Below are 18,282 nucleotides of genomic sequence, written 5' to 3' on the forward strand. Positions count from 1 at the left end.
CGATGGCCTCGACCACGGTTTTACCGGCCGGCGCCGTCATCAATCCGTCACGCGAACGTCACGGCTTAGTCATCTGGCAAGCTTACTCTTTCGGTCACCTCAACTGACCGAAACCTTGCCCGATGAATGTCACCCTGAAGTCCAGCCGTACGATCCTGCGTCCATCCCGCATTGCACTCGCCGCCTCCGCCCTGTGCGTCTCGCTGGCGCAGGCCGCGCCTGCCGAAGACACGCCGGCCGCGCCCGATGCCGCGGCGGTCGAGAGCAGCGTGGCGGCGGGCGCCGTCGCCACCGTCGAGATCTCGACCCGCAAGACCCGCTCCACGGTGGCCATGTCGGGCGCCGAGGTGCAGAAGGTGATGCCGGGTGTGAATCCGCTGAAGGCCTTGCAGGCGCTGCCCGGCGTCAGCTTCCAGACGGCCGACCCGTGGGGTAACAACGAGCAGAACCTGTCGCTGTTCGTGCACGGCTTTAACGGCCAGCAGCTCGGCTACACGATGGACGGCGTGCCGCTGGGCGACCAGCAGTACGGCAACTACAACGGCCTGGCGCCGCAGCGCGCCCTCACCAGCGAGAACGTGCGCAGCGTGGTGCTGTCGACCGGCGCCGGCGACCTGGGCACGCCGTCCACCAGCAACCTGGGCGGCACCATCGAAACCTATTCGGGCGATCCGCTGGACCGCCGCAACGTCAACCTGCAGCAGACCGTCGGCAGCCACAAGGCCAGCCGCAGCTTCGTGCGCTTCGATTCGGGCGACCTGGGCGGCGGCAGCAGCCTGTACATCTCTGGCCTGCACCACGAAGCCAAGGCCTGGGATTTCAACGGCCGCCAGAGCAACGACCAGGTCAACGCCAAGTTCGTTCACCAGGGAGAGCACGGCAAGCTGACGATCTTCGCCGACTGGTCGGACAAGATCGAGCCGAACGAGGATTCGACCCTGCACCAGGCCGGCCTCGCCGCGCCCTACACGCGGCCTTTCCTGTATCCGGACTTCGCCGCCGCGCTGGCCTACCTCGACCGCAACGGCGCGCCGCCCGCGGCCGTGGGCGCGAACTTCCGCAACTACTACAGCGACGCCCAGCGCACCGACAAGCTGGCCTACGTGAAGTATGACGCCTACCTGAACGACGAGCTCACCTGGAGCAACCAGTACTACTTCCACCACAACGACGGCGTCGGCGTGGTGGCCGGCCCGATCAACCAGGCCGGCCTGCCGGCGCTGTTCCGGGCCTATTATCCGAATCAGGATCTGAAGACGGTGTTCGGCAATTCCGGCTACGCGACCCGCACCACCGAGTACAAGATCAACCGCCAGGGTGCGATGTCGACCCTGCGCTGGGATCTGGGCGCGCACCGCATCCAGACCGGGCTCTGGTTCGAGCATAACAACTCGGGCGCCTACCGCCGCTGGTATGCGCTCGACGTCAACAACCCGAGCACGCCTTACCAGCGCCCGAGCAATCCGCTCATTACCCAGTACGGCAGCGACATCGACAACAAGGTCGTCCAGTTCCACCTGCAGGACGAATGGAAGCTGCGCCCGGATCTGACGCTGCAGGGCGGTTTCAAGTCGAGCCTGCAATTCGCCGAGGGCATCTTCCCCGTACAGCAGCTGCCGGCCACGCTCAGCGGTGGCTCGCAAGGCCTGCCGGAAGGGAAGATCACGACCAGGAAATGGTTTCTGCCGCAGGTGGGCGCGCGCTGGGACATTTCCAGCACCGGCCAGCTGTTCGCCAACGTCCAGAAGAACATGCGCCAGTTCGTGACCTACGGCGGCGGCGGCAATTCGCCGTGGAGCCTGTCCTCGCAGGCCGCCTTCGATTATTTCAAGGCCACGGCCAAGCCCGAAACTTCGGTGACCTACGAGCTGGGCCTGCGCGATTCGCGCGTGCTCGACCTTGGCCCGCTGAGCGCCTTCGACGGCCAGGCGACGCTGTACCACGTGGACTTCGACGACCGCCAGCTGGCGATCAGCTCGAACCCGATCATCACCTCCTTTGCCGGCGGCACCACCATCCTGTCGAACGTCGGCAGCGTCAAGACCGACGGCGTCGACCTCGGCGGCACCTTCCACTTCGGGCGCATGTTCAGCTTCTACGACGCCGTGTCCTACAACCGCTCGACCTATGAAGACAGCTACCTGTCCGGCACCACCGTGGTGCCGACCGCGGGCAAGACGGTGCCGAACACGCCGAAGTGGATGAACAAGTTCGTCGCCACCTTCAAGCCGGGCGCCGACCTCGAGATCGCGCTGTCGGGCGATTTCGTCGGCCGCCGCTACGCCACCTATACCAACGACCTCTCCGTACCGAGCTACTTCCTGCTCGGCCTGAACGTCTCGGGTAAAGTGCCGTTTTCGACGGGCTTCCTGAAAAACATGCGCTGGAGCATGAACGTGACGAACCTGGCCGACCGCAAGGGTGTGCTGCAGCCGAACGTGGGGCAGGCGAGCGGCAGCTACGCCACCTACCCGATCCCGCCGCGCATGGGTTTCCTGACCGTGAAGGCGGACATCTGATGAACCCGATCTACCCGGCCGGCGCCGCGCGCCGCCTGCTGCTGCGTGGCTTCGCCAGCGGCGCCGCGCTGGCGGCCTGGCCTGGTCTGGCAGGGGCGCAGAAGACTGCGTCGCGCCTGGATCGGAAGGCGGCGCCGGCGCTGTACGCGCACCGCGGCGCCAGCGCCCTGTATCCCGAGCATACGCTGGCCGCGTATGCGAAAGCGATCCAGGACGGCGCCGACTACGTCGAACCCGATCTCGTCTGCACGAAGGACGGGGTGCTGGTCGCGCGCCACGAGAACGCCATCACCGACACCACCGACGTGGCCAGCCGCCCCGAGTTTGCGCGCCGCAAGACGCGCAAGACGATCGACGGCCAGGCGCACGAAGGCTGGTTCGTCTCCGACTTCAGCTTCGCCGAACTCAAGACGCTGCGTGCGGTGGAGCGCCTGCCGAAGATGCGCGGCGCCGCCCATGATGGCCAGTTCCAGCTCGTCAGTCTGGAGGAGATGATCGATTTCGTCGCCGCCGAGTCGGCCGCGCGCGGGCGCAGCATCGGGCTGATCCCCGAGCTGAAGCACTCGACCTGGTTCGCCGGCGCGGGACTGGCGCTGGAGGAGCGCCTGGTCGCGACCCTGAACGGGCACGCCTATACGCGGCGCGCGCCCGTCACCGTGCAGTCGTTCGAGACGGCCAACCTCAAGGCGCTGCGCAAGCTGCTCGGCCGCTCCACCCACATCCGCCTGGCCCAGCTCGTGATCGCGGGCGGGCGCAGCGACGCGTTGCGGCCGGCCGACGTGGCGCTGGCGAACGGCAGCCTGACCTATGGCGAGATGGTGTCGGCCGCCGGCCTGCGCGAGGTGGCGCGCTATGCCGACGTCGTCGCGCCGATCAGCCGCGCGGTGATTCCACTGGGCCCGGACGAACGCCTGGCGGCGCCGACCACGCTGGTCGTGGACGCGCACCGCGCCGGGCTGCAGGTGGTGGCCTGGACCTTCCGGCCCGAGAACGCCTTCCTGGCGGCCGACTTCCGCGACGGCGCCGGGCCGAACGCGCGCAACGAGGCGGGATCGATCGCCGAGATGCGGCGCTACCTGGAGACGGGCATCGACGGCCTGTTCTCCGACGATACGGCGTTGGCGCGCAAGGCGATCGGCTGAACGGCGGCGCCTGGGAGCGCGGCAGGATGTGCCGGGGCGGCACGGATTTCTGATCTCGACTAGACTTCTTTCGTCCGATCCCTTGCGAGACCATGATGCCCGCCATGACCGTCCGACCTGTCCACCTTGCCGCCATTCTTGCCTTGTCCCTGGCCTCCCTTGGCGCCGCCCACGCCGCCGACGAACCGGCCTATGGCCCCGAGCTCGAAGGGTTTACTTACCCCGCGCCCGTCCAGAAATTCAGCTTCACCTCGCAAGGCGCGAAGCTGCACATGGCCTACATGGACATCGCGCCAACCGGTAAAGCCAATGGCCGTACCGTCGTGCTCCTGCACGGTAAGAACTTCTGCGGCGCGACCTGGGACGCGAGCATGAAGGCGCTCAGCGACGCCGGCTACCGCGTCGTCGTGCCCGATCAGATCGGCTTCTGCAAGTCGAGCAAACCCCGGCATTACCAGTACAGCTTCCAGCAGCTGGCCGAGAACACGCGTGCGCTGCTGGAGTCGATCGGCGTGAAGGGGCCGGTCACGATGATGGGCCATTCGACCGGCGGCATGCTGGCCGTGCGCTACGGCCTGATGTTCCCGCAGCAGACCGAGCAGCTGGTGCTGGTCAATCCGATCGGCCTGGAAGACTGGAAGGCACTCGGCGTGCCTTCGCTGGGCGTCGACAAGTGGTACCAGCGCGAGCTGCAGACCACGGCCGATAAGATCCGCAACTACGAGAAGGCGACCTATTACGTCAACCAGTGGAAGCCCGAATACGAACCGCCCGTGCAGATGCTGGCCGGGATGTACCGCGGGCCGGGCAAGGACATCGTGGCCTGGAATTCGGCGCTCCTGTACGACATGATCTATACCCAGCCGGTGGTCTACGAATTCCCGCAGTTGACGATGCCGACCCTGCTCCTGATCGGCCTGAAGGACAGCACCGCGATCGGCAAGGACGCCGCGCCCGAAGCGCTGCGGCCGAAGCTGGGCAATTATCCGGAGCTGGCGCAACGGACGGCGAAGGCGATTCCGAAAGCGACGCTGGTGAGCTTCCCGGACATGGGCCACGCGCCGCAGATGCAGGATCCGAAGGCCTTCCACGCGGCGCTCCTGAAAGGGCTGGCGGCGAAGTAAGGCCTTTGCCGGCCGGAGGCGCCGATGCTCGAGACCATACGCGAACTGATGCGGCCGCCCCCGGGCATGGCCTTCGACTTCAGCCAGCCGCGCGGCGAACTCGCGCTCGCGCCGGCGGACGGCATCTCCTGGCAGGTGTTCGCCAATCCGGTTGCGCTGTTCGTCGGCGGCGTGACGGCCGTGCTGCTCGAGCTGGCCGAACCCTCGGTGCGCGCGGGCGTATGGAACGGGGGCGGCTTCCAGCGCGACCCGCTGCTGCGCCTGCGGCGTACCGGCTTTGCCGCCATGATGACGGTGTACGGCCCGCGCTCGGCGGCGGAGAAGATGATCGCGCAGGTGGTGCGGGTGCACGAGCGCGTGCAGGGCCTCACGCCCGACGGCATGCCCTACCGCGCCAACGATCCGCGCCTGCTCGACTGGGTGCAGGCCACCGCCGTGTTCGGGTTCGTCGAGGCCTATCACCGCTATGTGCGGCCCCTGTCGGCGCGCGAAAAGGACGCCGCATTCATCGAAGCCGAACCCTCGGCGCGCCTGTACGGCGCGAGCGGTGCGCTGCGTTCGTGGGCCGCGTGGGAAGCGCTGCTGGCCGCGACCGCGCCGACGCTGGAGGGATCGCACATCCTCGCCGACTTCATCCGCATCATGACCGACACGCCGATCGTGCCCGCGCCGATGCGCCCGGTTCAGCGGCTGCTGGTGCGCGCCGCCGTGGCACTCGTCCCGGAGCCGGTACGCTCGCTGCCGCAGCTCGAAGGGCAGGGCCTGCGCCCGGGCGAGGCGACCCTGGTGCGCACGCTGGCGCGCAGCGCCGCGCTGCTGCCGCTGGGCGATACGCCGGCCGTGCAGGCTGCGCGGCGGCTGCGAAAATAGGTGAACTGATAGTTGCGAAAAATTTAACTTTCGTGCTAGCGTACGGTTCCCGTCCTCAAGGAGTATTTATGATCCGTCGCACTGCCCTGTTTTCTGCCCTGAGCCTGGCCCTGCTGCTGGGCGCCTGCAGCAAGAAGGACGACACCGAAGGCGACCAGGCCCAGGCTGAACAGCAGGCCGCCGCCGAGGGCCAGGCCGAAGGCGATGCGTCCGCTGACGCGGCGCCTGCGCCCAAGATGAATTACTGGCCGGTGGTCGGCCCCTTCGTCGCCGGCAATTACAGCGGCGCCTGCACGCGCATGCCGGATGCGCGCAAGATGGATGCCGCGATCACGGTCGGCGCGGACGGCAAGGCCTCGGCCGCCGGCATGGCCGTCGATTTCACCATGGCGAAGAAGACCATGCTGATGCGCACGCGCGACGACAAGGGCCAGTACAACACGATGGCCATGTTCTCGGTCGACGACGACAAGGCCGGCATGCTGACGCTCCAGACCGGCAAGGCGGGCGAGGGCAGCTATGCCAGCCTCTCGCGCGACGACGTCGGCCTCGTATGCAGCAATGCCGCCGGCATCGAGAAGCTGAACGCCCAGCCGCTCTACCTCTCGCTCGGCAAACTCCTGAACGGCAAGAAGCAGGCCGTCAGCTGTCTCGACACCAGCAACCTGCTGGTGCGGCGCGATCTCGCCGTCGAATTGTCCGATGGCGTCCTGAAGGTCGGCGACGCCCGCTTCGACATGCGCGAGGCGGTCAACGAGAGCTTCGTCTTCGACGACGCGGGCAGTACCGCGGGACTGATCCTGGTGCTGCCGGAAGAGCGCCGGATCAGCGTCATGTACGACGGCGCCGGCCAGGTGACCAACGTGACGGCCTTCGACAAGGAGGGCAGCACCCACGCCTGCGACCGCAAGGAAGGCTAGGAGTGCTTGACAAAATCACCAGGGCTGCGTTGCAGCGCCTCGCCCTGGCGATTATGTCAGGCACTCCCGATGGTGCGAATGGAGGCATCTGGTAGCATTCAAACAATGCTATCCTTGCGGCTCATGACGTAGCCCAGCTTTCAGGCGTGGGAACCAAGCCGCGATGATCACCGAACCAGACACCGAACAAAAATCCAGCCGTGCCTCCTACGCCGATGGCCCGCGCCTGTTGGCCGACATCGGCGCCACCCACGCCCGCTTCTCGCTCGAGACCGCCCCCGGCGTATTCCGCCAGACGGCGGTGCTGCGCTGCGACGACTACAGCGGCATCGTGCCGCTGCTGAACGCCTACCTGGCGCCCTGGTTCGAGCAGAAGGGCGAGCGCATCACGCACGCGGCCTTTGCCATGGCCAATCCGGTCAGCGGCGACCTGGTGCGCATGACCAATCGCGACTGGCGCTTCTCGACTGACGAGGTGCGCCGTGCGATGGGCTGGTCGACCCTCGTCATCGTCAACGACTTCACGGCGCTGGCGATGGCGCTGCCGGGCTTGCAGGCGGGCGACGTGCTGCAGGTCGGCCCGGGCAAGGCCCAGCCGCACGCGGTGGCGGGCGTGCTCGGCGCCGGCACCGGCCTTGGCGTCTCGGGCGTGATCCCGACCGCGGACGGATTCGTCACCCTCGGCAGCGAAGGCGGCCACGTCAACTTCGCGCCGAGCGACGAGCGCGAATTCGCGATCCTGCAATACGCCTGGCGCGAGTGGCCGCACGTGTCGAACGAGCGCATCATGTCCGGCCCCGGCATGGAACTGATCTACCGCGCGCTGGCCGAACGCAACGGCGTCGAAGCGCCAAGCCGCACGGCCGCCGAGATCGTGGCCTGCGCCCTCGACGAAGGGGACGCGCTTTGCCTCGAAGTGCTCGAATGCTTCGCCGGCATGCTGGGCGGGGCGGCCGCCAACCTGGCATTGACGCTCGGGGCCTTCGGCGGCATCTTCATCGGCGGCGGCATCGTTCCGCGCATCGCCCAGTGGTTCGCGACATCGCCGTTCCGCGCCCGCTTCGAGGCGAAAGGGCGCTTCACCGACTACCTGGCCCAGATCCCGACCTATGTGATCATGACGCCCAATCCCGCCCTGCGCGGCGTGTCGACGATCCTGTCCGAACACCTGCGCGGTCGCAGCGGCGCCAACACGCTGATGGAGCGCGTGCAGCACCTGCAGCACGAACTCTCGCCGGCCGAGCAGCGCGTGGCCGCGCTCGTGCTCGAGCATCCGCGCAAGGTATTGTCGGAGCCGATCGCGGAGATCGCGCGCCTGGCCGACGTGAGCCAGCCGACCGTGATCCGCTTCTGCCGCTCGCTCGGCTTCCAGGGCCTGGCCGAATTCAAGCTGAAATTCGCGGGAAGCCTGACCGGCTCGATCCCCGTGCGCCACAGCCAGGTGCGCATGAGCGACAGCACCCACGATTTGTCCGCCAAGGTGATCGACAACACGGTCTCCGCGATCCTGAAATTCCGCGACGGCCTGGACGTGCATGCAATCGACCGCGCGATCGCGCTGCTGCGCAATGCCGGCAAGGTCGAGTTCTACGCGATGGGTAACGCGCGCGTCGTGGCGCTGGATGGGCAGCACAAGTTCTTCCGCTTCCGCATTCCGACCACGGCCCACGGCGACGCCCACCTGTTCCAGCTCGCCGCAGAACTGCTGAAACCGAACGACGTCGTCATCGCCATCTCGACGGCCGGGCAGGCGCCCGAGCTGCTGTCCGCGGTGGACGCCGCCCGCCGCGCCGGCGCCAGCGTGATCGCCATCACCAGCAGCAAATCGGCGCTGGCGAAGAAGGCGGACGTCTGCCTCGCGGTCGACCATGCCGAGGACAGCACCACCTTCCTGTCGATGATTTCGCGCATCCTCCAGCTGCTCCTGATCGACATCATGGCGGTAGGCATCTCGCTGGGCGCGCAGGCGGGGCAGGACGGCGATATCGAGGCGAGGAAGCTGCTCATTTCGCACCTGGACGTGTGAAGACCCATGCTCGAGCAGGGGAGCAAGCTGATCCGGGTGCGTTGAAAGACGCGAAATAAATGCGTCCGGTTTCTCCCCCGACCGCAGTCGCTTTGCGATAATGCGGCAGCGCACCCGGCACGGGCCGGCAGCGTGCACCGACCATCAAAAGGAATGAAGTTGAAAACGAAGTCACCTGCCAAGCTCTCCGACAAACTGACGCTCGCGATCGGCGTGCTGTGTATCGCCGTCTCCTTCGTCGGCAGCTATCACGTCTCGTCGGATCACTGGTACAAGCTGCCGTTCTTCCTGGGCCTGTTCCTGGTCGGCGACTACGCGGTGTGGAAGCACCTGCGCGCCCGCAAGGCGGCCAAGCGGGCCTGACTTGCCGAGGTAGAGCCGGCGACAGGCTGTCGCAAACTGGCAGCATCGCGTATAGGATTCAGCAGGGTCAATGCTCTGACTTCCAAATTCGGGAACAGTACGTAGCCACCGGTGGATCTGGCCTAAGCGCCAGGCTCACCGTCTCCGGGTGAAGACACACCCGGCTTGCGTGCAGTTCCCTTATAAGGAGTACGTTCATGATCCTGAATATCGATCGCGGCCATATCCACGTCCAGCTCGGCGAGAAGATGGCGGCAATACCGGGCGAAATGCTTTTCCCCGAAAACAAGCGCCTGGGTTTCGTCGTCTATCTCGACCAGATCGACTACTGGGAGCCGAAGACGGCAAAGCAGCCGATCTCCGAGGCCGACATCAAGACCATCGTCGACGGGATTCAGGCCGAGTTCAAAGAACGCGGCCATATGCTGGAGTTTGAGTCGGCCTGATGGAATAAGGCTTCGTGCGCTCCGTACCGGCGATCGAGCGCTAGCCCGGCAGCGAACGCCATTGCACCTTGCCCGTGGCTAGCCTTAGCGGTTCATCAGCACCTTGAGCATGCGCTGCGGGTTGGCGATGAAATCGTGCATCACCCGATAGTGCTCGGTCTCCTCATACCTGATCGGGTGGATGCCGCGCTCGCCGCATTCGTAGATGAGCGCGTTCGGATAGGCCATCAGGATCGGCGAATGGGTGGCGATGACGAACTGACTGCCGTTCTCGACCAGGTCGTGCAGGCGGCTGAGCATGGCGAGCTGGCGCTGCGGCGACAGCGCCGCCTCCGGTTCGTCGAGGAGGAACAGGCTGTTGCTGCCGAAGCGTTCCATGAACAGCGACAGAAAGGCTTCGCCATGCGACTGTTCGTGCAGGGCCTTGCAGCCGAATGAGTCGATGATTTTCGGGCCGCCGGGTTCCCGGTCGAGCCGATCGATTTCCGTTCCCACATTGAAGAAGCTCTCCGCACGCAGGAAGAACCCGTCGCGCGGCGGCTTGATGCCGCGCGCCACACGCAGATGTTCGTGCAGCGTCGAATGCGAAGCGTGGGTCGAAAAATGGAAATTGCGGCTGCCGCCTTCGGCATTGAAACCCAGTGCCACCGCAATCGCTTCCAGCAGCGTCGATTTTCCAGAGCCGTTTTCGCCCACCAGGAAGGTGACCTGCGGGTGCATGGCGAGCCGGCCGAGCGAACGCACGACGGGTAGCGTGAAGGGGAAACCCGCCGCGTGCGCGGCGGCCGAGGGTTTCAGGCTGACCTCGAGCAGGTAGGCGTGGGAGAGCATGGCTAGCGGCGCATCCTGATATGTCCAACTGCGCGCTGCGTGAATCCGTCGTTTCGCGTCGCCACGATACTACCCTTGCAGCGAACGCCACTGCACCTTACCCGTCGCCGACTTCGGCAGCGTTTCGCGAAACTCCACGATGCGCGGGCTTTTGTAGGCCGCCATGTTCTGGTGCGCCCAGTCGATGATCTCGCCTTCCGTCACGCGGCCGGCGAAGCCGTCCTTCAGCGCGACCACCGCCTTCACCGTCTCGCCGCGGCGCGCGTCCTGGCTGGACACCACGCACACCTCCCTGATCGCCGGATGGCGGTACATCAGCGCTTCGACTTCGGCCGGCCACACCTTGTAGCCGGAGGCATTGATCATGCGCTTCAGGCGATCCGTCATGAAGAAGTAGCCGTCCTCGTCGACCTTGCCGATGTCGCCGGTACGCAGGAAGCGCTTGCCGTCGATCTCGACGAAGGCGTCCGCCGTCGCCTCCGGATTGTTCCAGTAGCCGAGCATCACCTGCGGGCCATGGACGACGATTTCGCCGGTCTCGCCAACGGGCAGCGTCTGCAGCGTGCCGGCGTCGATCACGCGCGCGTCGACGTCCTGGATCGGAATGCCGAGGCACTGCTTCTTGGTGCGCTCGCTCGGATTGATGTGGGTCGGCGCGATGGTCTCCGACATGCCGTAGCCCTCGACGTAATCGATGCCGAGCAGGTCGTGCATCTTCTGGGCGATGGCGTCGGGCATGGCCGCGCCGCCGCCGGACAGGCGCGTGATGCTCGACAGGTCGTACTCGTCGATGCGCGGGCTCGAGAGCAGGTCGATCACCATCGTGGATATGAGCTGGGTGGCGTTGATACGGTGGCGCCGGATGCATTCGGCCGCGGTGTCGCGATCCCAGCGCGCCATTAGCACGACGGTGCCGCCAATGAAGATCGGCCCGTTCATCCCGCCCTGCATGCCCGTCACGTGGAACAGCGGCAGTACGCTCAGGGCGATTGAATCCTGCTGCGCGCCGAACCACTGCACGCCGGCCACGGCGTTGTACATCACGCTGCGGTGGGTGTGCATGCAGCCTTTGGGAAGGCCGGTGGTGCCCGAGGTGTAGGGCATGACGGCCAGGTCGTCGGGCCCGGCGGTGAGCGGGCCGGGCCGGCAGCCGCGTGCCAGCATGGCGTGCCAGAGCACCACGCCGGCGTCCTCGATGGCGCGGCGCCGTCCGCGCACGACGTCCGGCACATTCAGGTCGGTAAGACTGGTGACGTAATCCGAATAGGCCGCCAGCAGCACGTGGCGCAGACCCTGCTCCAACAGCGGTGCGACCTGCGCATACAGATCCTGCGGCGCGAAGATGGTGGTGGCGCCGGTGTCGCCCACATAGTGGCGCAGTTCTTCGGTCAGGTTCATCGGATTGACCGGCACCACCACCGCGTTGGCGCGCAGGATCGCGTAGTAGGCGACGATGAACTGCGGGCTGTTCTGCATGTAGAGCAGGACGCGGTCGCCCTGCTTGACGCCGCATTCGGCCTGCAGGAAGCCGGCCACGCGCTCGGCCTCGTCCTTCAGTTCGGCATAGGTGAGGGAGGTGTCGTAGAACACGACGGCCGGCTTGTCGGGGTAGCGCGCGGCCGAGACCTCGAGGTTGAAGAACAGGTTGGTGGCGGGGATGGTCAGGTGGCGCGGCAGGGCGCGCGGCCAGAAGTCGGCGGGGCGTTCGGACATATTGCGGTGTCTCCTCAATTATCGCGATTGGGTATCCGCCTCTCTGATCGGAAGCGTGACGCTTCCAATCATACTTCAGTCCCCGGGGCTACGCCGCTTGCCGGGTGTTGCTCGCCGAAAGCGGTCGGCCAGCCGATCGTGCCGCTCTGTTATGCAGGCCACAATCGAGGTTTTTTGCATGTTTTATAATTTTTTCAACAGTGCCGACGACGGCAGCGTCAGCCATATTCAAGCAAGGAGCAGTCATGCAGGCCGATATCGAACGAATCCAGACCGGAATTCCGGAACTCGACGCCGTCCTGAGAGGCGGGTTGATCCGTCAACGCGTGCACCTGATCGAGGGCAGGCCGGGAACCGGCAAGACCACCTTCGGCCTGCGCTACCTGATCCACGGCGTTTCGGTCGGGGACGAATGCCTGTACCTGACGCTGTCGGAGAGCCGGGAAGAACTGACCGCCACCGCGCGCAGCCACGGCTGGAACCTGGACGGTATCGTCATCGAAGAGATCATGCCAATGTCGGCGGACACCACGTCCTCGCAGACCATCCTGCTGCCGACCGATACCGAGCTGTCGGCCCTGGTGGCGCGCATCGCCGATCGCATCGCCCATAGCGGCGCCAAGCGCGTGGTCATCGATTCGATGGTCGAGGTGCGCCTGCTGGCGCGCGACAGCGCCCACTACCGGCGCCAGATCATCGACCTGCGCCAGCGCCTGGCCACGTTCGATGCGACGGTGGTGCTGCTCGACGATCTCACTTCCGACGGCGGCGAATTCGAGCTGCAAAGCGCGGTGCACGGCGTCGTCACGCTCGAGCAGCTCGAACGCAGCTTCGGCGCGACGCGGCGCCGGCTGCGCGTGGTCAAGCTGCGCGGCGGCGACTTCCAGACCGGCTGGCATGACTATGCGATCAAGAAGAGCGAAATCCTGGTGTTCCCCAGCCTGATCGCGCAGGAGCACCACCGTGACGACGGTGCGCTCGACATCCTGAGCAAGGTCGACAGTCTCGACCACATGGTCGGCGGGGCGCTCGTCGCCGGGAGCTCGACGATGGTGGTCGGCCCCTCGGGATCGGGCAAGTCCACGCTGGCCCTCCAGTACGCGCTGTCGGTGGTCGAGAGCGGCTACCACGTGGGCTACTTCACCTTCGATGAGTCGGAGGTCACGCTGCGTTCGCGCATGGTCGAGCACATGCACCAGGGCGCCGCTTCCGACGAGGGGCGCCTGTTCTACCTCCAGCGCGTCAATCCCTCGCGCATCTCGCCGGGCGAATTCATCTGGAACGTGCGGCGCCTGGTCGAAGACCGCGGGGCACGCCTGATCATCATCGATTGCATCAACTCCTATCTCGACGTGATTCGCGAGGAAAAATCGCTGCTGCTGCAGATGAACGAACTGTTCTCCTACCTGAGCAACATGAACGTGACGTCGATCATCGTCGGCGCGCATTCGGCCCGCCTCGATACCTCGAAGGAACCGGACGCGCTCAGCATCATCACGGACAACATCATTTCACTGCGCTACTACGAGCACGAGAACGTCGTCCACAAGGCCATCTGCATCCTGAAGCGCCGCCATGGCCGCCACGAACACGACGTGCGCGAGTTTCACCTGACCGACGCGGGCATCGACATCGGCGAGCGGATCGGTGTGCCGCTCAAGGACTCCGGAGTATCGCCACTTGATTTCTGACGCGCCCTCCGCCGTTGCCGCGGTCTTCGCCCCCATCGAAGGCGATGCCGCCACCCTGCGTATGCTGCTGGAAGAAGAAGGCGTGCAGGTGCGGGCCTGTCCCGATGCGGCGGCCTTCTACGCAGCCCTCGGCGAGGATGCCTGGTGCGCGATCGTCACCGAGGAAGGGCTGGAGCAGTGCTCGATCGAGGGCATGGATGCCAGCCTGCGGCGCCAGCCGCCCTGGTCCGACCTGCCGGTGCTGACCCTGGCCGGCCCGGGCGGCACGAAGGTCGACAGCAAGCGCTTCACGCGCCTGGCGCGCATCGGCAACATCACCCTGATCGAACGGCCGACCTCGCGCGAGGTGCTGTTGATGTCGATCCGTGCGGCCCTGCGCACGCGCCGGCTGCAATTTGCCGTCCGCGACCAGTGGCAGGCACTGGAGCGGCATGCCGATTCGCTGGAACAAGCCGTACGCGAACGCACGCAATCGCTGGAGCGGGAAATCGGCGAACGGCGCCGGGTGGAACGGGCGCTGGCCGAGGCGCGCCGCCTCGAATCGCTGGGCCGGCTGACCGGCGGCGTGGCGCACGACTTCAACAACATCCTTCAAGTGATCTCGGGCTCGGAAACCCTGCTGCGCATGCTGTTGTCGAAAGACGCCAATCCGCGCAGCGAACGCGCGCTCGACAGCATCCGCCGCGCCAGCGGCCATGGCGCGGCGCTGACGCAGCAGCTGCTGGCCTACGCGCGCCGGCAGCCGCTGAACAACGTCGCCCTCGACCTGCCGCTGTACCTGAACGCGGCCTCGGAACTGCTGCTCGGTTCACTGGGGCAGGGAATCGACCTGCGCCTGCAGGTCTCCCCCGGTTTGTGGCCCGTCTCGGTCGATCCGGCGCAGCTCGATGCCGCATTGCTGAACCTGGCCAGCAATGCGCGCGACGCCATGCAGGGCAGCGGCCGCATCGTGCTGACCGCATCCAATTATCACCTGCCCGATGCGCAGCTGCCGGAGGGAGGCGTGCTGGCTGGCGAATACGTGTGCATCAGCGTGACCGACAATGGCGAAGGCATGTCCGAGAAGACCGCGCGGGAAGCCTTCGAGCCGTTCTTCACGACCAAGGCCGTCGGCAAGGGTACGGGTCTGGGCCTGTCCCAGGTATACGGTTTCGCCAGCCAGAGTCATGGCCTTGCCTTCATTCGCCGCGAGCCGCGCGGGACGACGGTCGGCATGCTATTGCCGCGCAGTGAGGGAACCGCGGATCCGACGCAGCCGGCCGTGCTGGAAGAGCAAGCGCATTCTCTGGCCGGGGTGCGCATCCTGTGCGTGGAAGACGATCCGGTCGTCGCGGAAACGATGTCGTCCTTGCTGGCAGTGCTCGATGCCGAGATCATTCTGGCCGACAGTGCCGATGCGGCCATCGAAGCCGACTTCAGCGGAATCGACCTGGTACTGTCGGATGTGATGATGCCGGGTAGTATGGATGGCATCGGCCTCGTGAACTGGCTGGCGCTACACCATCCTCATTTGCCGGTCGTCCTCGCCAGCGGCTATATCGTCGACCCCGGCCGCCTGCACACGCTGCAGGTGCAGTTCCTGCGCAAACCCTACACGCTCAGTGCGCTGACGCAGGCCATGTCGGCGGCACTCAATCAATCGCAGCAAAAGGACTGACGCGCATCGCGCTCTACTCCTCGACAAACACCACCGCCGTACGCGGCGGGATGCTGAAGCTGCCCGTCGCCGCATCGAAGCGCGCCAGTGCTGCGCGCTTGTCGCCTGCTTGCGCCGCGCTGTGCACCGGATGGGGGCGCAGGCGCTTGCCGCGCGCCGCGGCGTCGGTGACGGCATGCGCGACCTTGTCGACGTTGATGAAGTAGCGGATCCCCGCGAAGCCGGCGCCGGCGTAGCCGCGGCCGTCGAGGTGGGCGGCGATCACGGTCGGCTCCTGCCGCGGCCCGACGTTGAAGAAGCGCAGGCGCTGCGCCACCTCGTCGGCGCTGCGCAGGCGGAACAGGGTGGAACTGGCGCGGATGGCGAGCAGGTCGCGGAAAGCGTCGCGCGTAAAAGCGATGTCGGCGGGGGCGGGGCGCAGCGCCGGATCGGCCAGCAACGGCGCAAACAGGGGCCAGTCCTTCGCATTGTCGGGCGCGGGCGGCAGGCCGGTGCCGAAGTGATTCGTCCGGTACGTCCAGTCGAGGCGATTGAACCAGTCGCCCGAATTGAAGCTGTTGCGGTCGAGGGATTTCGAACGCAGGATTTCGGAGCCGGCATGGAAATAGGCCACGCCCTGGCTGAAGGCGTTGATCGCCAGGCCCAGCACCTGCACGCGGGCGCGCTCCGCGCTGGAGGTAGCGCGCGGGAGTTTCAGGGCGTTGGCGTCGTACAGGGTCTGGTTGTCGTGGTTCTCGACATAGTTGACGGTTTCGCCCGGCGCGCCCGCATAGCCGGCCGGCTGGCCGCCGTAATCCATGCGATCGAGCGTGCGGGTGACGCCGTCGAAGTTCAGGAGCGGATAGCTGCGCAGGGTGCCGGCCAGGCCGACGCGGATCATGTCCGCCGCGCGCATCAGGTCGGTGCGCGGCCGCTCGCCCGCCAGGGCGTTGGCGTCGTAGACCAGGCCGTTGATATAGCCCTGCTGCTTGACGACGGTCTCGCCCGAGTCGCCGGCACCGCCGCCGCGCGCGGCATCGCGTGCACGGTCGCTGAAGGTGCCGATACCGCTGCCGTTCAGGGACAGTTGCGAGGCCTGTACGAAGCGTGCGCCGTCGGCCACCTCGCCGAAGTTCCAGCCCTCGCCGATCAGCTGCACGTGGCGGCCGCCGGCGGCGTTCACGGCCTGCTGCAGGCGCTCCATGGTGGAACGCGGCTGGTGGCCCATCAGGTCGAAGCGGAAGGAATCCATGCGGTAGTGCCGCGCCCACAGCACGCTCGAATCGACCATGAGCTTGCCCATCATGGCGTTTTCCGTTGCCGTGTTGTCGCAACAGGTCGACTGGGTGACCTGGCCGGCCGCGTCGAGACGGTGGTAGTAGCCGGGTACGATCCGGTCGAGTACGGATTTTTCCTGCTGGCCGGCGGCGAAGGTGTGGTTGTAGACCACGTCCATGCCGACGCGCAGGCCGGCACGGTGCAGGTGCATTACCATCTCGCGCAGTTCGACGATGCGGCGCGCGCCGTCCTCCGGGTCGCTGGCGTAGCTGCCTTCGGGCGCGTTGTAGTGCCAGGGGTCGTAGCCCCAGTTGTAGCAGTCGGTATGGGCCGTCTTCATCACCAGCGCCTGCTGGCCTTCGCTGTCGGCAGCGCCCGCCGGCTGCGGCAGCGCGCAGCCGCGTTCGGGCACGGTGGCGATGTCGTAGACGGGCAGCAGGTGGATGTCGGTCATACCCGCCCGCGCCAGCATGTTCAGATGACGCATGCCGTTCGAGTTCGTTTCGCCGAAGGCGGCGTACTTGCCGCGCTTGTGCGCCGGCACGCTCGCGTCGTCGCGCGAGAAATCGCGCACGTGCAGTTCGTAGACCGTCATGTCGGTCTGCGCCCTGACGGTGTCCGGCGTGCGGTGCGCGTCCCAGCCCGCGGGTTTCAGGGCAGGGGAGTCGAGGTCGGCAATATAGCTGCGCTGCGAGTCCGTGTTCAGGCTGACGGAATACGGATCGGTGACGAGATTGCGCACCAGGCCGGCGCCGTCGGCGACGACCTCGAGCGCGTACTTGTAGTAGCGGCCGGAGAGATCGCCCGGGAGCTGCGCGCTCCAGGCGCCGGTGCGGGCGTCGAAGGCGAGCGGATGGATGGCGCGGGCGCGGCCGCTTCCCTTGTCGTAGACGCAGACGGCAGCCCCCTGCGCGGTCGGCGCCCACAGCTTGAACGTGGTGCCGTCCGGACGCGGCGTGGCGCCCAGGTCGGGGATGTCCTGCGCGGCGGCGTACAGGTCGTCGAGGGCGCCGGCAGCCTGCAGGCGCGTCGCGGCAAATACATTGCCGGCGGCGTCTTCGCGCACCAGCACCAGCTGCTCGCGGTGCAGCCGGGCGATGCGCGGCAGGTCGGCTTCATCGAGGGCCAGCACCGGGCCGTTCGGGACGTACTTGAAGCGCTGCGCGGCCGAGGGCGGCATGGCGCCCGCATGCACCTTCAATTCCAGCGCGCCCGACGCGTTCTGCACCTTGCCGCCCACGGCGGCGGCGATCGTGCCGGCCGCCGAGTGGTAAAGACGGAAGCGGCCCTCGGCAGCCATGCCTGGCCACTTCGCCAGGCGGCGGTCGAGCCAAACGGCGCGCGCCTCGAGCTTGCCGGGCGCGGCCTGCAGGACGGTGGCGAAGGCAGGAGCGTCGCAGGCCTGGAGGGCGATGGCGGCGTGCGCCGGGCTGACGAAGGCAGCGCTGGCTGCGGCAAAGGCGATGATGCGAACGGTAGGGAGCATGCGCGGATTTTCTCGTAATTTAGCTACGGAGCGAAGTGCAGAGCCGCAAGAATAACGCGGATCAGTGCTGCTATTGATGTAATTTTACTAGACGAACACTGAGCCGCCTCGTGCCGTGCAAAATAGGATTCATACAACAGAATGTGGATGCGCTATAGTCGTTCTGTCGGCGCGGCTGCCCGCAGCCTGTTCGCGGCCGTGCAAGACGATTCGGAAATGAAATCGGACATCCGTACC

The 18,282-nt window shown here is 66.4% G+C and carries 13 protein-coding genes; 10 read left to right on the forward strand and 3 right to left on the reverse strand.

Going from position 1 to position 18,282, the window contains the following annotated elements; translation table 11 throughout:
* The first annotated feature begins 122 nt into the window (after positions 1–122).
* The 8 genes from ASF77_RS16535 (at position 123) to ASF77_RS16570 (ending at position 9,410) form a co-directional block, all read left to right on the forward strand.
* Positions 123–2,519 (forward strand): TonB-dependent receptor, encoded by a 2,397-nt coding sequence (locus ASF77_RS16535; protein WP_056341565.1) that lies wholly within the window; start codon positions 123–125, stop codon positions 2,517–2,519.
* Entirely contained in the window at positions 2,519–3,661 is a 1,143-nt protein-coding gene (locus ASF77_RS16540) for a glycerophosphodiester phosphodiesterase (RefSeq protein ID WP_082493836.1), read from the forward strand. The genes ASF77_RS16535 and ASF77_RS16540 overlap by 1 nt, the downstream gene beginning before the upstream one ends.
* A gap of 95 nt (positions 3,662–3,756) precedes the next feature.
* A complete protein-coding gene (locus ASF77_RS16545) occupies positions 3,757–4,785 on the forward strand; it encodes an alpha/beta fold hydrolase (RefSeq protein WP_373961893.1) in 1,029 nt (342 codons plus the stop codon).
* A 24-nt stretch (positions 4,786–4,809) separates the two neighbouring features.
* Positions 4,810–5,655 carry an oxygenase MpaB family protein gene (locus tag ASF77_RS16550; protein WP_056341571.1) on the forward strand — a complete coding sequence of 282 codons (846 nt, stop codon included), beginning with the start codon at positions 4,810–4,812 and terminating at the stop codon, positions 5,653–5,655.
* A gap of 68 nt (positions 5,656–5,723) precedes the next feature.
* Entirely contained in the window at positions 5,724–6,575 is an 852-nt protein-coding gene (locus ASF77_RS16555; protein WP_056341574.1) for a hypothetical protein, read from the forward strand.
* 163 nt (positions 6,576–6,738) lie between these two features.
* Positions 6,739–8,601, forward strand: coding sequence for a glucokinase (glk, locus tag ASF77_RS16560; protein ID WP_056341576.1), 1,863 nt, complete (start codon positions 6,739–6,741; stop codon positions 8,599–8,601).
* A 159-nt stretch (positions 8,602–8,760) separates the two neighbouring features.
* Positions 8,761–8,964 carry a hypothetical protein gene (locus ASF77_RS16565; protein ID WP_156648915.1) on the forward strand — a complete coding sequence of 68 codons (204 nt, stop codon included), beginning with the start codon at positions 8,761–8,763 and terminating at the stop codon, positions 8,962–8,964.
* A 197-nt stretch (positions 8,965–9,161) separates the two neighbouring features.
* Positions 9,162–9,410: an Imm74 family immunity protein gene (locus tag ASF77_RS16570; RefSeq protein ID WP_056341581.1), complete on the forward strand. Its 249-nt coding sequence runs from the start codon at positions 9,162–9,164 to the stop codon at positions 9,408–9,410.
* 84 nt (positions 9,411–9,494) lie between these two features.
* Here the strand turns inward: ASF77_RS16570 and ASF77_RS16575 are convergent, their stop codons facing one another.
* Together ASF77_RS16575 and ASF77_RS16580 are read right to left on the reverse strand one after the other, a co-directional pair.
* Complete coding sequence (locus ASF77_RS16575) at positions 9,495–10,241, reverse strand: AAA family ATPase (RefSeq protein ID WP_056341584.1); 747 nt, start codon at positions 10,239–10,241, stop codon at positions 9,495–9,497.
* A gap of 69 nt (positions 10,242–10,310) precedes the next feature.
* Positions 10,311–11,954 (reverse strand): long-chain fatty acid--CoA ligase, encoded by a 1,644-nt coding sequence (locus ASF77_RS16580; RefSeq protein ID WP_056341587.1) that lies wholly within the window; start codon positions 11,952–11,954, stop codon positions 10,311–10,313.
* Positions 11,955–12,199: 245 nt separating this feature from the next.
* Between ASF77_RS16580 and ASF77_RS16585 the strand changes: the two genes are divergently transcribed.
* Together ASF77_RS16585 and ASF77_RS16590 are read left to right on the forward strand one after the other, a co-directional pair.
* Entirely contained in the window at positions 12,200–13,645 is a 1,446-nt protein-coding gene (locus ASF77_RS16585; protein ID WP_056341591.1) for an ATPase domain-containing protein, read from the forward strand.
* On the forward strand, positions 13,635–15,302 hold the full coding sequence (locus tag ASF77_RS16590) for a response regulator (RefSeq protein WP_056341593.1): 1,668 nt from the start codon (positions 13,635–13,637) through the stop codon (positions 15,300–15,302). The genes ASF77_RS16585 and ASF77_RS16590 overlap by 11 nt, the downstream gene beginning before the upstream one ends.
* Before the next feature lie 13 nt (positions 15,303–15,315).
* On the opposite strand, the gene ASF77_RS16595 is transcribed toward ASF77_RS16590, so the two are convergent.
* On the reverse strand, positions 15,316–18,045 hold the full coding sequence (locus ASF77_RS16595) for an alpha-1,6-glucosidase domain-containing protein (RefSeq protein ID WP_056341597.1): 2,730 nt from the start codon (positions 18,043–18,045) through the stop codon (positions 15,316–15,318).
* Positions 18,046–18,282 lie beyond the last annotated feature (237 nt).

Source organism: Massilia sp. Leaf139 (assembly GCF_001424165.1).
Taxonomy (GTDB): domain Bacteria; phylum Pseudomonadota; class Gammaproteobacteria; order Burkholderiales; family Burkholderiaceae_D; genus Telluria.